General features: G+C 40.4%; 12 protein-coding genes. 1 reads left to right on the top strand and 11 read right to left on the bottom strand.

Annotated elements, in window-relative coordinates; all coding sequences use genetic code 11:
* Positions 1-21 precede the first annotated feature (21 nt).
* The 3 genes from C1A07_RS11470 to C1A07_RS11460 are packed head-to-tail and all read right to left on the bottom strand — an operon-like array spanning position 22 to position 2,910.
* Complete coding sequence (locus C1A07_RS11470) at positions 22-1,299, bottom strand: TRAP transporter large permease (RefSeq protein WP_101877219.1); 1,278 nt, start codon at positions 1,297-1,299, stop codon at positions 22-24.
* Between the two features lie 6 nt (positions 1,300-1,305).
* Positions 1,306-1,818: a TRAP transporter small permease gene (locus tag C1A07_RS11465; RefSeq protein WP_101877218.1), complete on the bottom strand. Its 513-nt coding sequence runs from the start codon at positions 1,816-1,818 to the stop codon at positions 1,306-1,308.
* Between the two features lie 9 nt (positions 1,819-1,827).
* Positions 1,828-2,910 (bottom strand): TRAP transporter substrate-binding protein, encoded by a 1,083-nt coding sequence (locus C1A07_RS11460; protein ID WP_101877217.1) that lies wholly within the window; start codon positions 2,908-2,910, stop codon positions 1,828-1,830.
* A gap of 281 nt (positions 2,911-3,191) precedes the next feature.
* Between C1A07_RS11460 and C1A07_RS11455 the strand changes: the two genes are divergently transcribed.
* Positions 3,192-5,456 carry a helix-turn-helix domain-containing protein gene (locus C1A07_RS11455; RefSeq protein ID WP_101877216.1) on the top strand — a complete coding sequence of 755 codons (2,265 nt, stop codon included), beginning with the start codon at positions 3,192-3,194 and terminating at the stop codon, positions 5,454-5,456.
* Between the two features lie 75 nt (positions 5,457-5,531).
* Here C1A07_RS11455 and C1A07_RS11450 read toward each other — a convergent pair whose 3' ends face one another.
* The 8 genes from C1A07_RS11450 to C1A07_RS11415 all read right to left on the bottom strand — a co-directional run bounded on the left by C1A07_RS11450 (position 5,532) and on the right by C1A07_RS11415 (position 13,768).
* A complete protein-coding gene (locus tag C1A07_RS11450) occupies positions 5,532-5,729 on the bottom strand; it encodes a helix-turn-helix domain-containing protein (RefSeq protein WP_101877215.1) in 198 nt (65 codons plus the stop codon).
* Between the two features lie 324 nt (positions 5,730-6,053).
* Positions 6,054-7,322, bottom strand: coding sequence for a diaminopimelate decarboxylase (locus C1A07_RS11445; RefSeq protein ID WP_101877214.1), 1,269 nt, complete (start codon positions 7,320-7,322; stop codon positions 6,054-6,056).
* 158 nt (positions 7,323-7,480) lie between these two features.
* Positions 7,481-8,917, bottom strand: coding sequence for a pyruvate kinase (gene pyk, locus C1A07_RS11440; RefSeq protein ID WP_101877213.1), 1,437 nt, complete (start codon positions 8,915-8,917; stop codon positions 7,481-7,483).
* A gap of 122 nt (positions 8,918-9,039) precedes the next feature.
* Positions 9,040-9,795 (bottom strand): FadR/GntR family transcriptional regulator, encoded by a 756-nt coding sequence (locus C1A07_RS11435; RefSeq protein WP_101877212.1) that lies wholly within the window; start codon positions 9,793-9,795, stop codon positions 9,040-9,042.
* Positions 9,782-10,738 (bottom strand): NAD(P)-dependent oxidoreductase, encoded by a 957-nt coding sequence (locus tag C1A07_RS11430; RefSeq protein WP_101877211.1) that lies wholly within the window; start codon positions 10,736-10,738, stop codon positions 9,782-9,784. Before C1A07_RS11430 ends, C1A07_RS11435 begins: the two co-directional genes overlap by 14 nt.
* Before the next feature lie 3 nt (positions 10,739-10,741).
* Positions 10,742-12,229, bottom strand: a complete 1,488-nt coding sequence (locus tag C1A07_RS11425; protein WP_101877210.1) for a tripartite tricarboxylate transporter permease — start codon at positions 12,227-12,229, stop codon at positions 10,742-10,744.
* Between the two features lie 15 nt (positions 12,230-12,244).
* Complete coding sequence (locus C1A07_RS11420) at positions 12,245-12,697, bottom strand: tripartite tricarboxylate transporter TctB family protein (RefSeq protein ID WP_101877209.1); 453 nt, start codon at positions 12,695-12,697, stop codon at positions 12,245-12,247.
* An 81-nt stretch (positions 12,698-12,778) separates the two neighbouring features.
* The gene (locus C1A07_RS11415) at positions 12,779-13,768 is read right to left on the bottom strand and encodes a tripartite tricarboxylate transporter substrate binding protein (protein WP_242972302.1); all 990 of its coding nucleotides are present in this window, start codon (positions 13,766-13,768) and stop codon (positions 12,779-12,781) included.
* Positions 13,769-13,951: the final 183 nt, after the last annotated feature.

Raw genomic sequence — 13,951 nt, 5'->3', positions numbered from 1 at the left:
AGGGAAGTGATTTTTGTCAATTTACATAACTAAATCCGGCAGGAAAGTGATTAGTCCCGGGAAAAAGGTCAGCAAAAACAGCACTAACAAATATACGCCAACTAAAGGAGCGATTTTTTTCACCAACTGCATAAGAGAGATTTCTCCCATACTGCAGCCAATATATAGTACAGCGCCTACTGGAGGTGTTAAAAGTCCGATTACCAGACCGAATATCATAGTTACCCCAAAGATTGTGGGATCTACGCCTAAAGATTTTACAATAGGAAGGAAAATAGGGCCTACAATAGAAATTGCCGGAATTACATCCATAAATAAGCCTATTATTAAAATAATTACATTAATCAGGCACATAATTACAAGAGGATTTTGGGATACTGCTGAAAGTCCTGCTGCAATTACCTGAGGAATCTGAGCCACTGTAATAATAGCTGCCAAGGCTGTAGTTGTTGCTACGATAAACATTACTACAGCGCTAGACTTAGCTGCATTTACCATACATTTTTTCAACACATGGATATTCATTTTTCTATTTAAAAATGTGGCTACTAAAAAAGCGTATACCACTGCCACAACTCCTGCTTCTGTAGGAGTAAAAATACCTGTCAGCATTCCTCCCATCATAATTACCGGCATAAATAAACATGGTAAAGCTTTTATTCCGCTTTCTATAACCTCTTTTACAGAGGCCCTAGGAAGTACTTTATACTCTTTATTTTTACTCATTATTTTCCAGGTAATCATAACCAGAACTCCAGCGATAATACCAGGAATTACTCCGCTGACAAACATTCTTGTTACAGATACGCCGCTTATAGTTCCAAATAGCACCATAGGAATGCTGGGAGGAATAATAGGGCCTGTAATTGAACCAGCGCAGATAATAGCTGTAGAATCCTCCCTGTCATATCCTTCCTGAATCAAAATAGGAAGCATAATTCCGCCGATAGCAGACACTGTAGCCACAGCAGCGCCTGATACACAGGCAAACATCATACAAGCCAGAACTGCCACATATCCTAATCCTGCCTTTACATGGCCTAAAAGAGTTCTGCAGAAATCTACAATTCCTTTAGACAATTCCCCCTCATTCATAATCTCTCCTGCCAGCATAAAAAATGGCACAGCCATCATTGCAAAGCTGTTAGTACCACTAAATAAATATGTAGGAAGCAGTGTAAAGTTAGAAAGGCCAGTGGTTACAATCATAATAGCCACGGTTCCTAAAATTGCTACGGCAATTGGAACTCCCACCAACAGCAGGGCAAACATAGATACTAAAAATTCTACAAATATCATATTCTCCTACCTCTCTTCCTTATTTTTTAATAGCTTCCACAAGTTCCCCATATTTATAATAATCATAAATCCCAGGGATATAGGAAGAATTAGGTGGATAAAAGGCTGAGGAATCCTGGTAAGAGGGGATACCATACCTGCGCTTGTTTTTACAAAGTCAATGCCATAATAGGCCACAACTCCCAGAATCACTGTAGTCAAAATATTACTGATAATATCAAAAATCCGCCTGGTCTTTTCAGGTAACATTAAAAGTAAAATATCCACTGCAATATGCTTTCCCTCCCGGAAGCAAAGTACAATTCCAATAAATGTAATCCAGACAAATAATATTTTTGAAAGCTCTTCTGACTCTGTAATTCCTGCTTGAAAGAAAAATCGTCCGATTACATTGACAAATACAATAACTACCATAATAGAAAACATGAGAAATGTAAGGTTTTCTCCCAGTTGTACCCAATAATCTCCAAAAGTCTTTCTGGAGGCGTTTTTTTTACTTAAATCTGTTTTCTGCTCCATAACTTCCTCCTATTTAGCGCCCATTTCTCTAAGCTTGTTTAACATCTCCTGGAATTGTGGATAATCATTACAATATTTTTCTACCACTGTTTCCCCAATTTCTCTAAATGGTTCTCTGTCTACTTCCACCACCTGAACGCCTTTTTCTTTTAAAGTATTAATGTCCTGCTCCTCAGTTTCATTGTACAAGTCCTTTACAGCCTCTACATATGCGGCGCAGCACTGCTCGAAAATTTCCCTATCCTCTTCAGACATTCCCTCATAAAAACCTTTATTTACCGCCAGCCACTGATAAGTAATTTGATGGCGTGTAAGAGCTAAATAATCCTGTACTTCATACCATCCGCTTGTAAGAAGAGTGGTAGGAGGATTTTCCTGTCCATCTATTACTCCCTGCTGAAGAGCCGTAAAAATTTCTGACATTGACATCGTAACTACATTAAATCCTAATGCTTTAGCATTGTCCACAAACTGAGTTACCTCAGGTACTCTCAGTTTTATTCCCTTACAATCCTCCACTGATTCAATGGGATGCTTACTATTAGAAATAGAACGCACTCCATTTAGTGCAAATCCTTTGCACAACAAACCTGTAGAGCTTACATCACTGGTAATTAAATCCATAATTTCCGGTGTATTTAAGGCCTGATAGCTGCTTTCCACATCATTAAATACCCAGGGGAAGTCTAAAACTTTTAACTTAGGAAACTGATCCGACATCTGCACTCCTGCCACGGCTACCTCTACAGTTCCCATTTTAGCAGCCTCTGTAATTTCCTTCTCTCCCCCTAACACACTGTTAGAATAAATCTCCACAGTATATCTGCCCTGGGTTTTTTCCTCCAGCATAGGTTTAAATACTGATTGAAGAGCCAGATTAATTGGATGATTATCTGCAAAAAAATTAGCTATTTTTATTGGAACGGCATCCGGATTCACTGCCTCTGTCTGCACCGCCCCGTTTTGAGAATTTTCTAAACCTCCGGAGCTTTCTGCAGGGGCTGTATAATTGGCGCAGCCCATAGTTCCCAAGGTTAAAATAGCAGCGATTGCTCCTGCTGCCAACTGCTTAAAATGTTTTTGTTTTTTCATGGTAATCCCTCCGCCTTATTTTTTTCTGCCGGTTATTTCTGCCGGCATGTTTATCATATATTTCATCCTGAAAATTTACTATTGACAATTCTTTTTTCCTGCGACAAATCTTTCCATTTTCCCATTTCCCTGTTGAATACGTGACTTTTCGCTTATATTTTGTACAATTTTTGTCATATATGCATAAATTGTCATGCTTATAAGGCTTCCTTTCCCTTTTATTTTTCCTTTGTCATGTTATAATATAAGCAAATTATTTACCTTGGGAATGAGGAACTGACATGAATACAAATCACTTATACAGCCTAAAATTTACTTTTAAACATCATGTTTTTTGGAAAACTTTTACTCTTCTCACTTTAATTTCAGCTTTACCTCTATTATGTGTTTCTTTAATTTTTGCCAATCTTTCAGAAAGATTTTGGAAAAGCGAAACCTACAGTTCTAATCAACGGGCCTTAACCCAGTATATGAATGATGTGGACAACCAAGTGATGGCCACTGAGGAAGACGGTTTTATGCTGGCCACCAACGCTTCTGTACTATCATTTATTTTAAAACCCACCTTTACTGAGATCAGCAGAAATACTTTGATTATGAAATCTCTCCAGGATATTATGCAGTCCAACAACGGCATCCATTATGCCTATTTGTATTCTAATTTTTCTGGTCTGGTTCTTTCCTCAGAGCATAAAGGGTATTATTATAATAATTTCTATGATAAATCTGCCCTAGACCTTTATAAAAACGGAACATATAATCCTATTGTTCTGCGCAGCGGCCCAACGACAATACCAGAACTGGAAAATTGTATTTCCTTTTATCAAAACATTCCCGTTGGCTCCAAGGGCGATTTAGGCTGCCTTATATTAAATATGGACAGGGACTTTTTATTTCAGTCAAAAGCGGCAGATCCTTCTCTTCAAATGACTGTGTACGATGAAAACGGGGTTTGCCTGTACTCTCACAGCCAGGAAATATCCCTCCTTGTAAACCAAGAGGAGTTCCAAAATACTTTAGCTTTAGGAAAAGAAAACTTTATTTTTCCATTTAAACCAGATGATTTTGTAGTATTTCAAATCAAGTCCCCCTCTACAGGGTGGACATATATAGGAATTTCTCCCTTACCAGTTTTCTTTAGCAACTACCACAGCCTTGCATCCTTATTTTTGATTTTAGCTGCTGTAGCCTTGTTTTTCTCATTTATTCTTTCTTTTGCGGCAGCCAAAAGACTGTATTTGCCATTAAAGGGGCTGATTTCCTCTTTAAAACTATATGACCATGATAATGTAACTGAAGACGACGAATATCAGTATGTCCATAAAGCGTTCCATTCTGTTATAGAAAAAAATCAGACTATGACCAACATAGTAAACCGCCTAAGGCCAGATATTAAAAACAGTTTATTTTTAAGCCTTCTTTTATCTGAGCCCTTATCCTCAGAAGAGCTTCAGGCCAAACTTTCTTTTATAGGGGAAGGATTTTCCACCTCTTGGTATGGAGTAGTCCTTTTTGTTTTAGAAAATTATAACCAGTTTATACAGGAATTTTCAGAAGATATGCAGGCCCTTTATAATTGCAGGCTGGCAGATCTGGTAACAGAGACCGCCCAGGAAGTCCCTCACGCATTTTTCAGAGTCAACCGCTTTTCCTGGGCTCTCTCCATTAATATTTCTTCAGGAAATCAAGAAACCTTTTCTGCTTTGGCAGCAAAAATAAAGCAGTCAGTGGCAGGCCTTCCCTTTCCCTTATCTGTCAGCAGCGGGAACTTATATGAGGACCCCTTTGACTTGCCTTATTCTTACAGAGAAGCTCAGGAAGCCATTAAATATTTAAAATATCAAGATGATACTATTCCCAGTACAAATAGGGCTGAAGTTCCTGAATACTATTTAAACGGAAAGCTGGAAGCTGCCCTTCTTCAAACGGTACGGGCAGGAACTCCTGGCTCTGTATCCTTAATCTGTATGGAAATTTATCAAAACATGCGCTCTCACACAGCTACCATAGGAGACGTGTCCATTACTGCCACTCACATTGTAGACCAGGTAGTAGAGGTATTGATTAGTCTGGGGATTGATATTAGCTCCCACCCAGAAGTAAATCTTTTTTACTATTCTTTAAAAAAATGTCAGTCAGTAGGAGATATTCAGATTCTTCTTCAAAATACCGTACAGTACGGAGCTCAATGCGTGGAAGCTTTAAACAGCAAACAGTCCGGCAAAAATATTGAGAAAATGAAAGAGTATATTAACTCCCACTTAGGAGAAGATATTTCTCTTCAAGATTTAGCGGACCTATGCCAAGTCAGCCCGTCCTACATCAGCAGACTGTTTAAAAGACATTTAAATATTGGATTTGTAGATTATTTAAACTCGCTCCGCATTGCCAGGGCTAAAAAACTGCTGGAGGAAACTCAGATGACTGTAGAGCAGGTAGGATTTCAGTCCGGCTTTAATAATGTCAGATCTTTTATGCGTCTTTTTAAACAATATGAAAACGTTTCCCCTGGGCAATACAGAAACCGACATCAAAAAGAGCCATAAAAAACCAGAAGAGGAAGAAAGATTAAAATTTCTTCCTCTTCTGGTTTTCCATAGCTCCATTATTAGGATTGTCTTTTATTTCTTATATTCCATAATATCCTCTACCCTGCAATCTAATATTCTGCAGAATACTTCTATTGTATGTGTGGAAACATATTGGTTCTTTTTTAATCTGGATATTTGACCGGCGCTAATTCCATAGCATCGAATTAGTTTATATTGAGTAATCCCCTTTTCTTCCATTGTCGCCCACAGTTTATCATAAACAATCATATTTACAGCCTCCCGTTTATAGTTAGATGCAAAAGCCAGCAGCTATAAAATGATTACCATAAAAAATATAGGTTGTCCTAGATTACAATTCTATATTTTCTAAAAAGCAGTTTTTTTCTCTCTCCGGCAGAAAATAGAAGATCTAATATTAAGAATTTCTTCATAATCTATTTAAACATTCTACAAACATTTTCCAGGGCACTATGGTATACTAAGACCATAAGAAATGCAGCTCAAACCTTTAAATACTTTTTGAAATACATATCGAAATAAAACCCTCTGCTTCGTCACGGCAGAGGGTTTTTACTGTAGCATTACTATTTTTTACATATACTTTTTCATCATAGGACAAATATCCAGAGTAGCAAAATAATCCTTAGGAGTTTCCGCCCTTCTGATCATTTCCACGCTTCCGTCTTCTTTCAGCAAAAGCTCTGCTGATTTCAGCTTTCCATTATAGTTATATCCCATTGCAAAGCCATGGGCGCCAGTATCGTGGATCACCAGAAGATCTCCCTTTTGGATTTCAGGCAGCATACGGTCAACGGCAAATTTATCATTATTTTCGCACAGAGAACCTACAACGTCATACTTGTGATCCAAAGGCACATTTTCTTTTCCCATTACTGTAATATGGTGGTAAGCTCCGTACATAGCAGGCCTCATAAGGTTTACTGCGCAGGCGTCTACGCCAATATACTCCTTATGTGTGTGTTTTTCATGGATTGCCTTAGTCACCAGACAGCCGTAAGGTCCCAGCATAAAGCGGCCCAGCTCTGTGTAAATAGCCACATCTCCCATACCTGCCGGCTCCAGGATTTCTTCATATACCTTTCTCACGCCCTCGCCGATAGCCAAAATATCATTTGGCTCCTGGTCAGGGCGGTAAGGAATCCCTACTCCCCCTGAAAGGTTAATAAATTTAATTTTAGCCCCGGTTTTCTTTTGCAGTTTTACTGCCAGTTCAAACAGCACACTAGCCAATTTGGGATAATATTCGTTAGTCACAGTGTTGCTTGCCAAAAATGCGTGAATGCCAAAATTCTCCGCGCCTTTTTCCTTTAAAATCCTGTAGGCCTGAAACATCTGGTCTGTAGTCATGCCGTATTTGGCGTCCCCAGGGTTGTCCATAATACCGTTGCTCATCTGAAACACTCCGCCTGGATTGTACCGGCAGCTAATAGTTTTAGGTATTTTTCCCAAAACCTTTTCTACACATTCAATATGAGTAATATCATCCAGATTAATAATAGCCCCTAAATCATCTGCCATTTTAAATTCCTCTGGAGGAGTGTCGTTGGAGGAAAACATAATGTCATGGCCGGAAAATCCCACTGCATCTGACATCATCAGCTCTGTGGCGGAAGAACAATCAGTTCCGCAGCCGCATTCCTGAAGAATTTTTAAAATATATGGATTAGGAGTGGCTTTAACTGCAAAATACTCCTTAAATCCTTTATTCCAGGAAAAGGCCTCCCTCATTTTCAGGGCATTTTCCCTGATTCCTTTTTCATCATACAAATGGAACGGCGTAGGGTATGTTTTTGTCATAGCCTCCAGCTGTTCCAGCGTTACAAACGTCTTTTTTTCCATAATTGCTTTCTCCTCTTTCAGGTTTATTTCATGCTTGTAACAACAAAAAGCCTGTCATAGCTGATATCGGCAGAAGCTTTTCTTCCATTTCCGGCATCAGCCTGTGACAGACCCCTTTGTCCTATCTATGCCTATATTAATCTATGTTTTCTTTTATGTCAATCCACAATTACTACACGCATAATGTTAGTATCGCTGGCAGGCTCGTGACGCCTTGCGTAGCTTACAACTCCTGCAGTGACAATGGTAACATCTCCAGGATTTACCACTCCCTTTTCTTTTAAAAGCTCCATAGAAGAGTAAACTAAAATATCTGTGGAATCTGCTCTTTTAGCCTGATAAGGCTTTACTCCCCAGAAAATCTGCATCTGGCGGACGCTGGCTGCGCTTGGAGACAGACCGATAATAGGCGCTGACGGTCTCCATTTAGACAGCATCTTAGCAGTAAATCCGCTGATAGACGGAGTGATAATCACCTTTGCATTTAAGTCGTGAGCTGTAGCCACGGCAGCATAGCAAACAGCATTAGAAATGTTGCTGGTATTTTTTAAGGTCTTATCTCTGCGGCGGTATGATTCATAATCCAAATGGGATTCAGAGTCCTCCACAATCTGAGACATCATTTTCACTGCCTCTACAGGATATTTTCCCATGGCAGTTTCCCCTGACAGCATAACTGCGTCTGTGCCGTCGTAAACAGCGTTGGCAACGTCTGTTACCTCTGCTCTTGTAGGACGAGGATTGCGGATCATGGAATCCAGCATCTGTGTAGCTGTAATAACGCTTTTGCAGGCTTCATTACATTTATTAATAATCATTTTCTGAATATAAGGAACCTTTTCAGCTGCAATTTCTACGCCCATATCTCCGCGGGCAACCATAATTCCGTCTGCAGCTTCAATAATTGCATCCAAATTTTCAATGCCCTCTGCATTTTCAATTTTTGCAATAATTCCCATATTGGCTCCGTGCTGTTCCAGAATCTCACGGATTTCATAAATTGCATCAGCTGTGCGGACAAAGGAAGCGGCAATAAAATCAAAGCCTTCCTGAATACCAAAAACAATGTCCTCTTTATCCTTGTCAGTTAAAGCAGGCAGCTTAATCTTTACATTTGGCACATTTACGCCTTTTCTGGCCCCTAACTCTCCGCCGTTGATTACATGACAGACAATATCCTTGCCCTGAACCTCCTTTACTTCCAGTTCAATTAAGCCGTCGTCAATGAGAATTTTATTTCCAGGCTGCACGTCTTCATTTAAACCGCTGTAGTTAATATACGCCCTGTTCTCGTCGCTTAGGACCTCCTCTGTAGTCAATATAAAGGTCTGCCCCTCTGTTAAAGTAACCTTTTTATCATCCTTTAATAAGCCGGTTCTGATTTCAGGCCCTTTTGTATCTAACAGCGCCGCAATAGGAAGATCTAATTCATCACGAACGCTTTTTAATAACTCTAACCTTGATTTATGCTCTTCATAATCACCATGAGAAAAGTTGAATCTTGCAATATCCATTCCATTTAAAGCCAGATCCTTTAGCAGCTCTCTGTTACTTGTATTTGGGCCCATTGTACATATAATCTTTGTTTTCTTCATTTCATTCTCCTTAATCTGAAAACTTTTTCAAACTTTAGATACATACGGTAAAAAAACTTACCCCATGTTATTCTACAATAAACCTAAATAAATGTAAATATGGCAAAATGTCCTAACTTCTCTTAACCTTCCGCTGTAATCTGATGATTATTTATTGGTTTCCAAAAATTATCGCTGTAGTATAATTCTGTATTCTTTTCTACATGGAACCTCATAACCTCTCTGGCCCTCTCCGGATCATGTTTGCTGATAGCCTCCAGCAGCAAGCTATGGGATTTAATTCCATGCTCATATCCAATGCTGTCTGTAATCTTTCCCATTGTCAGCCGAAGGATTTCTTCTATAATTTTGTAAATCTCACATACAAAGGCATTATGAGTGCATTCTCCCAGTAGTCCGTGAAACTGCAGATCAATTTCTACATATTTGTCCAGCTGTCCTACATATTTTTTCATTTTATTATAGTTTTCCCTCAGCTGTTCAATCTGCTGGTCATCTGCATATCTGGCCGCCATTTCAGCTACTCCGCACTCAAACAAAGAACGGAATGTAAATATTTCTTTCAGGTCCTCTTCCCCCAGGCAGGAAACAGGTATCATTCCCCGCAGGTAGCTTTCCATTCCCAGCCTGCACACATAAGATCCCTCGCCTCTTCTGGTTTCCAAATATCCGATTGCCACTAATTTTTGGATTGCCTGGCGCACTGTAGTCCTGCTGACTCCAAATATCTCCATCAGCTGATTCTCTGAAGGAATTTTATTCCCTGCCTCCCACACTCCTGATATAATCTGATTTTTCATCTGTTCATATACCTGGGCGCCAATATTTACCTTTTTAATGGCCTTCAGCTTTGGTTTATTGTTATCAGCAGACAACATTATAAGGCGTTCCTCCTTTCAACAGTTCCGTCAGGCCGTTTAACAGCTCGTGAAGCATCTCCACTCTCACCTCCGCCACATTTGTACAGCAGTGGGGCGTGATTACAATATTAGGCAGACCGGCCACTTCCTCAGAAATATTAGGTTCAAATTCATGGACATCTAAGGCTGCTCCCTTAATCTTATGCTCCTTTAAGGCCTGCACTAAGGCCTCCTCCTTTACAATACTTCCTCTGGCGGCGTTAATCAGGTAAGCGCTTTCCTTCATCATCCCGATTTTTTCCTCATCTATAAAATGATGTGTTTTTTCTGTATAAGGAATGTGAAGCATCACTACGTCTGCAGTTTTTAAAAGCTCCTCCAAATCAACTGAGCAGGCGCCGAATTTTTCCAGAGTCTCTTTAGAAACAGGAAAAGGATCATAGCAGAGAATTTCCATGCCCAAGGCGGCGGCCCTTTTGGCCACTGCCTGACCGATTCTTCCAAAGCCGATAATGCCTAACTTCTTTCCGTATAATACAATGTCTCTGTGGAAAAACAGCTGTCTGGTCAGTTTTTTATCTCTGCGCAGCTCTCTGTCATATTGAACTACGCCTCGGCAAATTCCCATCATTAAAGCTATTGTCATTTCTGCAGTGGCGGACACTACAGATCTGGGGGCGTTTAATACTTTTATCCCATTCCTTTCAGCACAGGCTGTATCCACATTGTTATAGCCTGAACCCATATTGCCGATGATCTTTAAATTTTTCCCGTGGCTGATCAATTCTTCATTGCACACATAGTCGGCAATGCAAATCAGAATATCTGCATCCTTCACAGCCTCTTTTGCCTCGCCATGGGTAAAGCAGGTCAAAGGCTCCTCAGGCCTTATTACCTCCATATCCTTTACAAAATCTATATAATATTCTTCTGGTATATTATGGGTAAATACAATTTTCATAGTTTACTGCTCCTTTTGCTTCATCATTTTTTTCTTTTCCATGTACTGTCTTACAAACGGCCAGATCAGGGAAATTACTCCAATTACAATAAAGGCAGCTGAAAACGGACGCTGGAAGAAAATGCTGTAATCTCCCTGGGACATTACAAGACTTCTGCGGAAGTTGCCTTCTGCCATGGGGCCTAAAATTAAGGCCAGTACAATAGGAGATAAAGGATAACCGCCTTTTGTCATAAAGTAACCTACAACGCCTGCAATTACCATAATAACCACATCATAATAATTATTATTAATGGCAAAGGAGCCTACTGTACAAAGGACAATAATGGTAGGCACTAAAATTCTTTTAGGAATAGATACAATTTTTACAAACAGAGGCTGTCCTAAAAGCCCTAAAAGAAGCATAAAGCAGTTGGCTACCATAAATCCGGCAAATAATGTGTTAATTGTATCTGCCTTAGTCAGAAACAGCTGAGGACCTGGAGTGAGATTATGCATCATCAGGGCACCCAGCATAACGGCTGTATTGGCGTCACCGGGAATTCCAAGAGTTAAAAGAGGAATCAAAGCGCCTCCTGTAGTTCCGTTGTTAGAAGCTTCCGGGGCAGCTACGCCCTCAGGAATGCCTGTGCCGAAAAGTTCCGGATGTTTAGAGCAGCGGCGTTCCATATCATAAGATACAAAGGCGCTGATGTCGCCTCCGGCTCCTGGAATACAGCCAATAAACGTACCTGTAAGTCCTGCTCTAATAATGGTAGGCATAATTGTTTTAAAATCTTTTTTTGAAGGCAGCGGATTTTTTGTGCTTTTGGCCTTAGCCCTCTCCAAAAAAATCTCCTCCGCTGTTAAGAAACACTGGCTGAGAGCAAAAAGACCTACTAAAACAGGGATAAACGACAAACCTCCCATAAGATATGTAGAGCCAAATGTAAATCTGGTATAGGCAGTTACATTATCCATACCGATCAATGAAAGTAAAAGACCTAAAATACCTGACATAACTCCTTTAATCAGGTCCTTGCCTGAAATGCTGGCAATAATACTAAGGCCGAAAAATGCCAGGGCAAATGATTCCGGGGCATTAAACTTTAAAGCAATCTGAGCCAGCTGAGGCGCTACTAAAATCAACACAATTCCGCTGATAATGCCTCCTCCAAAGGATGCAAAGGTAGAGATTCCTAAAGCTCGTCCCGCCTCTCCCCTTAAAGTAAACTGGTAGCCGTCTATAACTGTAGCCGCCGCCGAGGGGGTGCCTGGCGTATTAATTAAAATGGCTGTAATAGAGCCTCCATAAATTGCTCCGCAGAAAATTCCAACCAGCACCAGCATTCCCACATGAGGGCTCATGGAAAACGTAATTGGCATCAGCAGGGCAACTCCCATAGTTGAAGTTAATCCAGGCATAGCTCCAAAGGAAATTCCCATAGCCACGCCTCCTAAAATAGCAAGCAGTGTAGCAGGATCTAATAGATTTGAAATAACGGTCATCATATGCTTTCCACCTCCCTAAAATAAGACTCCAGCAGGCAGCTGAACATTTAAAAGTACAGTAAATATTGTATATAAAGCTGCTGTCACGCCTGCAGGCACCAAGATTAATACCAATATGTTTTTCACCTTATAATACAAAAACATGCCGATTAAATATACGGGAGTCATAATAATAAAGCCGCCGTACTTTAATGTCCACACATAGGCGATAACGGCGGCCATAATTATCCAAACACGGATATTATCTTTTTTAAATAAAGTTATTTCCTGATCGCCCTCATCACTTTGTTTTCTGGAATTTAAAAGCTCCAGCACAGATAAAAAGATTACAAGCACCGCCAGTACTCTGGGGAAAAATCCTGGTCCTAAGGCTCCATTAGAGCCTGGAGGAAAGGTGCCTGCTTCTATAAACGCATAGACGCTGACCGCAATAAAAATCAAAGCAATCACATTTGCTATCTTTTTCATACTATACCTCCTGAATATTAAAATAGGGGGACGCCGCCAGTGTAAACCTTTGCAGCACTCCCCCCTTTTACTTTGTATATTTTACTTTGTGGCAATTCCCAAAGCTCTGGACTGTTCTGCATAAACCTGATCTTCTCTGTCCATCAGACTTTTAAACTCATCAGCTGTCATATAATTATTAGTATAATTCTGCGTTGCCATAAATTCCTTTACAGACTCATCCTCTAAGGCATATCTGGTTGCAGCGTCAATCTTAGCTTTTATATTCTCATCCATTCCCTTAGGAGCCAAAAAGCCTCTGAAAACAGTTATCATTACATCTGAATATCCGCTTTCTCCGGCAATTGGAACATCAGGAAGTTCTGGCAGCCTTTCTGGAGAAAATACTGCAATTACTTTAACTAAACCAGAATCCACATATGTCTGAACCTCCTGAGGGCTTACAGGAACCGCCTCCACGTTTTTTCCCGCTAAAGCTACTGCCGCAGGTCCGCCGCCGTCAAATGGAACATGCACTACCTCAATTCCTGCTTTCTCTGCAAAGGAAGCCGCCAAAATATGCCATACGCCGCCGATGCCGGAATTTCCGATTCTCACTTTTCCAGGATTCTCTTTACAGTACTCTACAAATTCTTCCAGTGTGTTGTAAGGTGCATCTGCAGCTACGGACAATGCTCCGTAACAGGAGTTAAAATTACAGATGGCGTCATAATCTTCATATGTAAAGTTTACATCCGCTACATATGGAAGACCTAACAATTCAGAAACACCTACTGTAATACTGCTTCCGTCATTTGATTCCTGAAGTCCTGCCGCATACCCGATGGCGCAGCCTCCGCCTGGCTTGTTCACTACAGATACAGAAACTCCCAAATACTCTTCCATAGCCGGAGCCATAGCTCTTAAAAGCAGATCTGTACCGCCACCTGCTCCTGCTCCTGCATCTGCGTCTGCACTGCCGCTTTCCTCCGTAGTTTTTACCTCTGCCTGTGTACTTTCCTCAGATTTTCCCCCGCTCTGACAGCCGGCTGCTGATAATACCATTACTGCCGCCATAGCCGCTGCTGCCACTTTGAAACACTTTTTCTTTATGTAACATCCTCCTCATTTATGATGTTAGAAAACAGTTGTCGTACAACCGTTAACTGATGACCAAATTATACCCCCCCTTCTGTATATTTTTGTCAATATAATAAATATACAAAAATCTTTTATTTTTTTATACACTCTACACAGAAAAAGCCTTCTTCCAGT

Origin of the sequence: Lachnoclostridium edouardi, assembly GCF_900240245.1 — a bacterium.
GTDB classification, from domain to species: Bacteria; Bacillota; Clostridia; order Lachnospirales; family Lachnospiraceae; genus Lachnoclostridium_A; species Lachnoclostridium_A edouardi.
Note: the sequence above shows the minus strand (reverse complement) of the source record. Positions and strands in the feature narration are given on the sequence as shown.

What these genes read in the sequence shown, in the direction of transcription:
- C1A07_RS11470 (WP_101877219.1), bottom strand. Translation starts at nt 1,299, where the DNA reads ATGATATTTGTAGAATTTTTAGTATCTATGTTTGCCCTGCTGTTGGTG.
- C1A07_RS11465 (WP_101877218.1), bottom strand. Translation starts at nt 1,818, where the DNA reads ATGGAGCAGAAAACAGATTTAAGTAAAAAAAACGCCTCCAGAAAGACT.
- C1A07_RS11460 (WP_101877217.1), bottom strand. Translation starts at nt 2,910, where the DNA reads ATGAAAAAACAAAAACATTTTAAGCAGTTGGCAGCAGGAGCAATCGCT.
- C1A07_RS11455 (WP_101877216.1), top strand. Translation starts at nt 3,192, where the DNA reads ATGAATACAAATCACTTATACAGCCTAAAATTTACTTTTAAACATCAT.
- C1A07_RS11450 (WP_101877215.1), bottom strand. Translation starts at nt 5,729, where the DNA reads ATGATTGTTTATGATAAACTGTGGGCGACAATGGAAGAAAAGGGGATT.
- C1A07_RS11445 (WP_101877214.1), bottom strand. Translation starts at nt 7,322, where the DNA reads ATGGAAAAAAAGACGTTTGTAACGCTGGAACAGCTGGAGGCTATGACA.
- pyk (WP_101877213.1), bottom strand. Translation starts at nt 8,917, where the DNA reads ATGAAGAAAACAAAGATTATATGTACAATGGGCCCAAATACAAGTAAC.
- C1A07_RS11435 (WP_101877212.1), bottom strand. Translation starts at nt 9,795, where the DNA reads ATGTTGTCTGCTGATAACAATAAACCAAAGCTGAAGGCCATTAAAAAG.
- C1A07_RS11430 (WP_101877211.1), bottom strand. Translation starts at nt 10,738, where the DNA reads ATGAAAATTGTATTTACCCATAATATACCAGAAGAATATTATATAGAT.
- C1A07_RS11425 (WP_101877210.1), bottom strand. Translation starts at nt 12,229, where the DNA reads ATGATGACCGTTATTTCAAATCTATTAGATCCTGCTACACTGCTTGCT.
- C1A07_RS11420 (WP_101877209.1), bottom strand. Translation starts at nt 12,697, where the DNA reads ATGAAAAAGATAGCAAATGTGATTGCTTTGATTTTTATTGCGGTCAGC.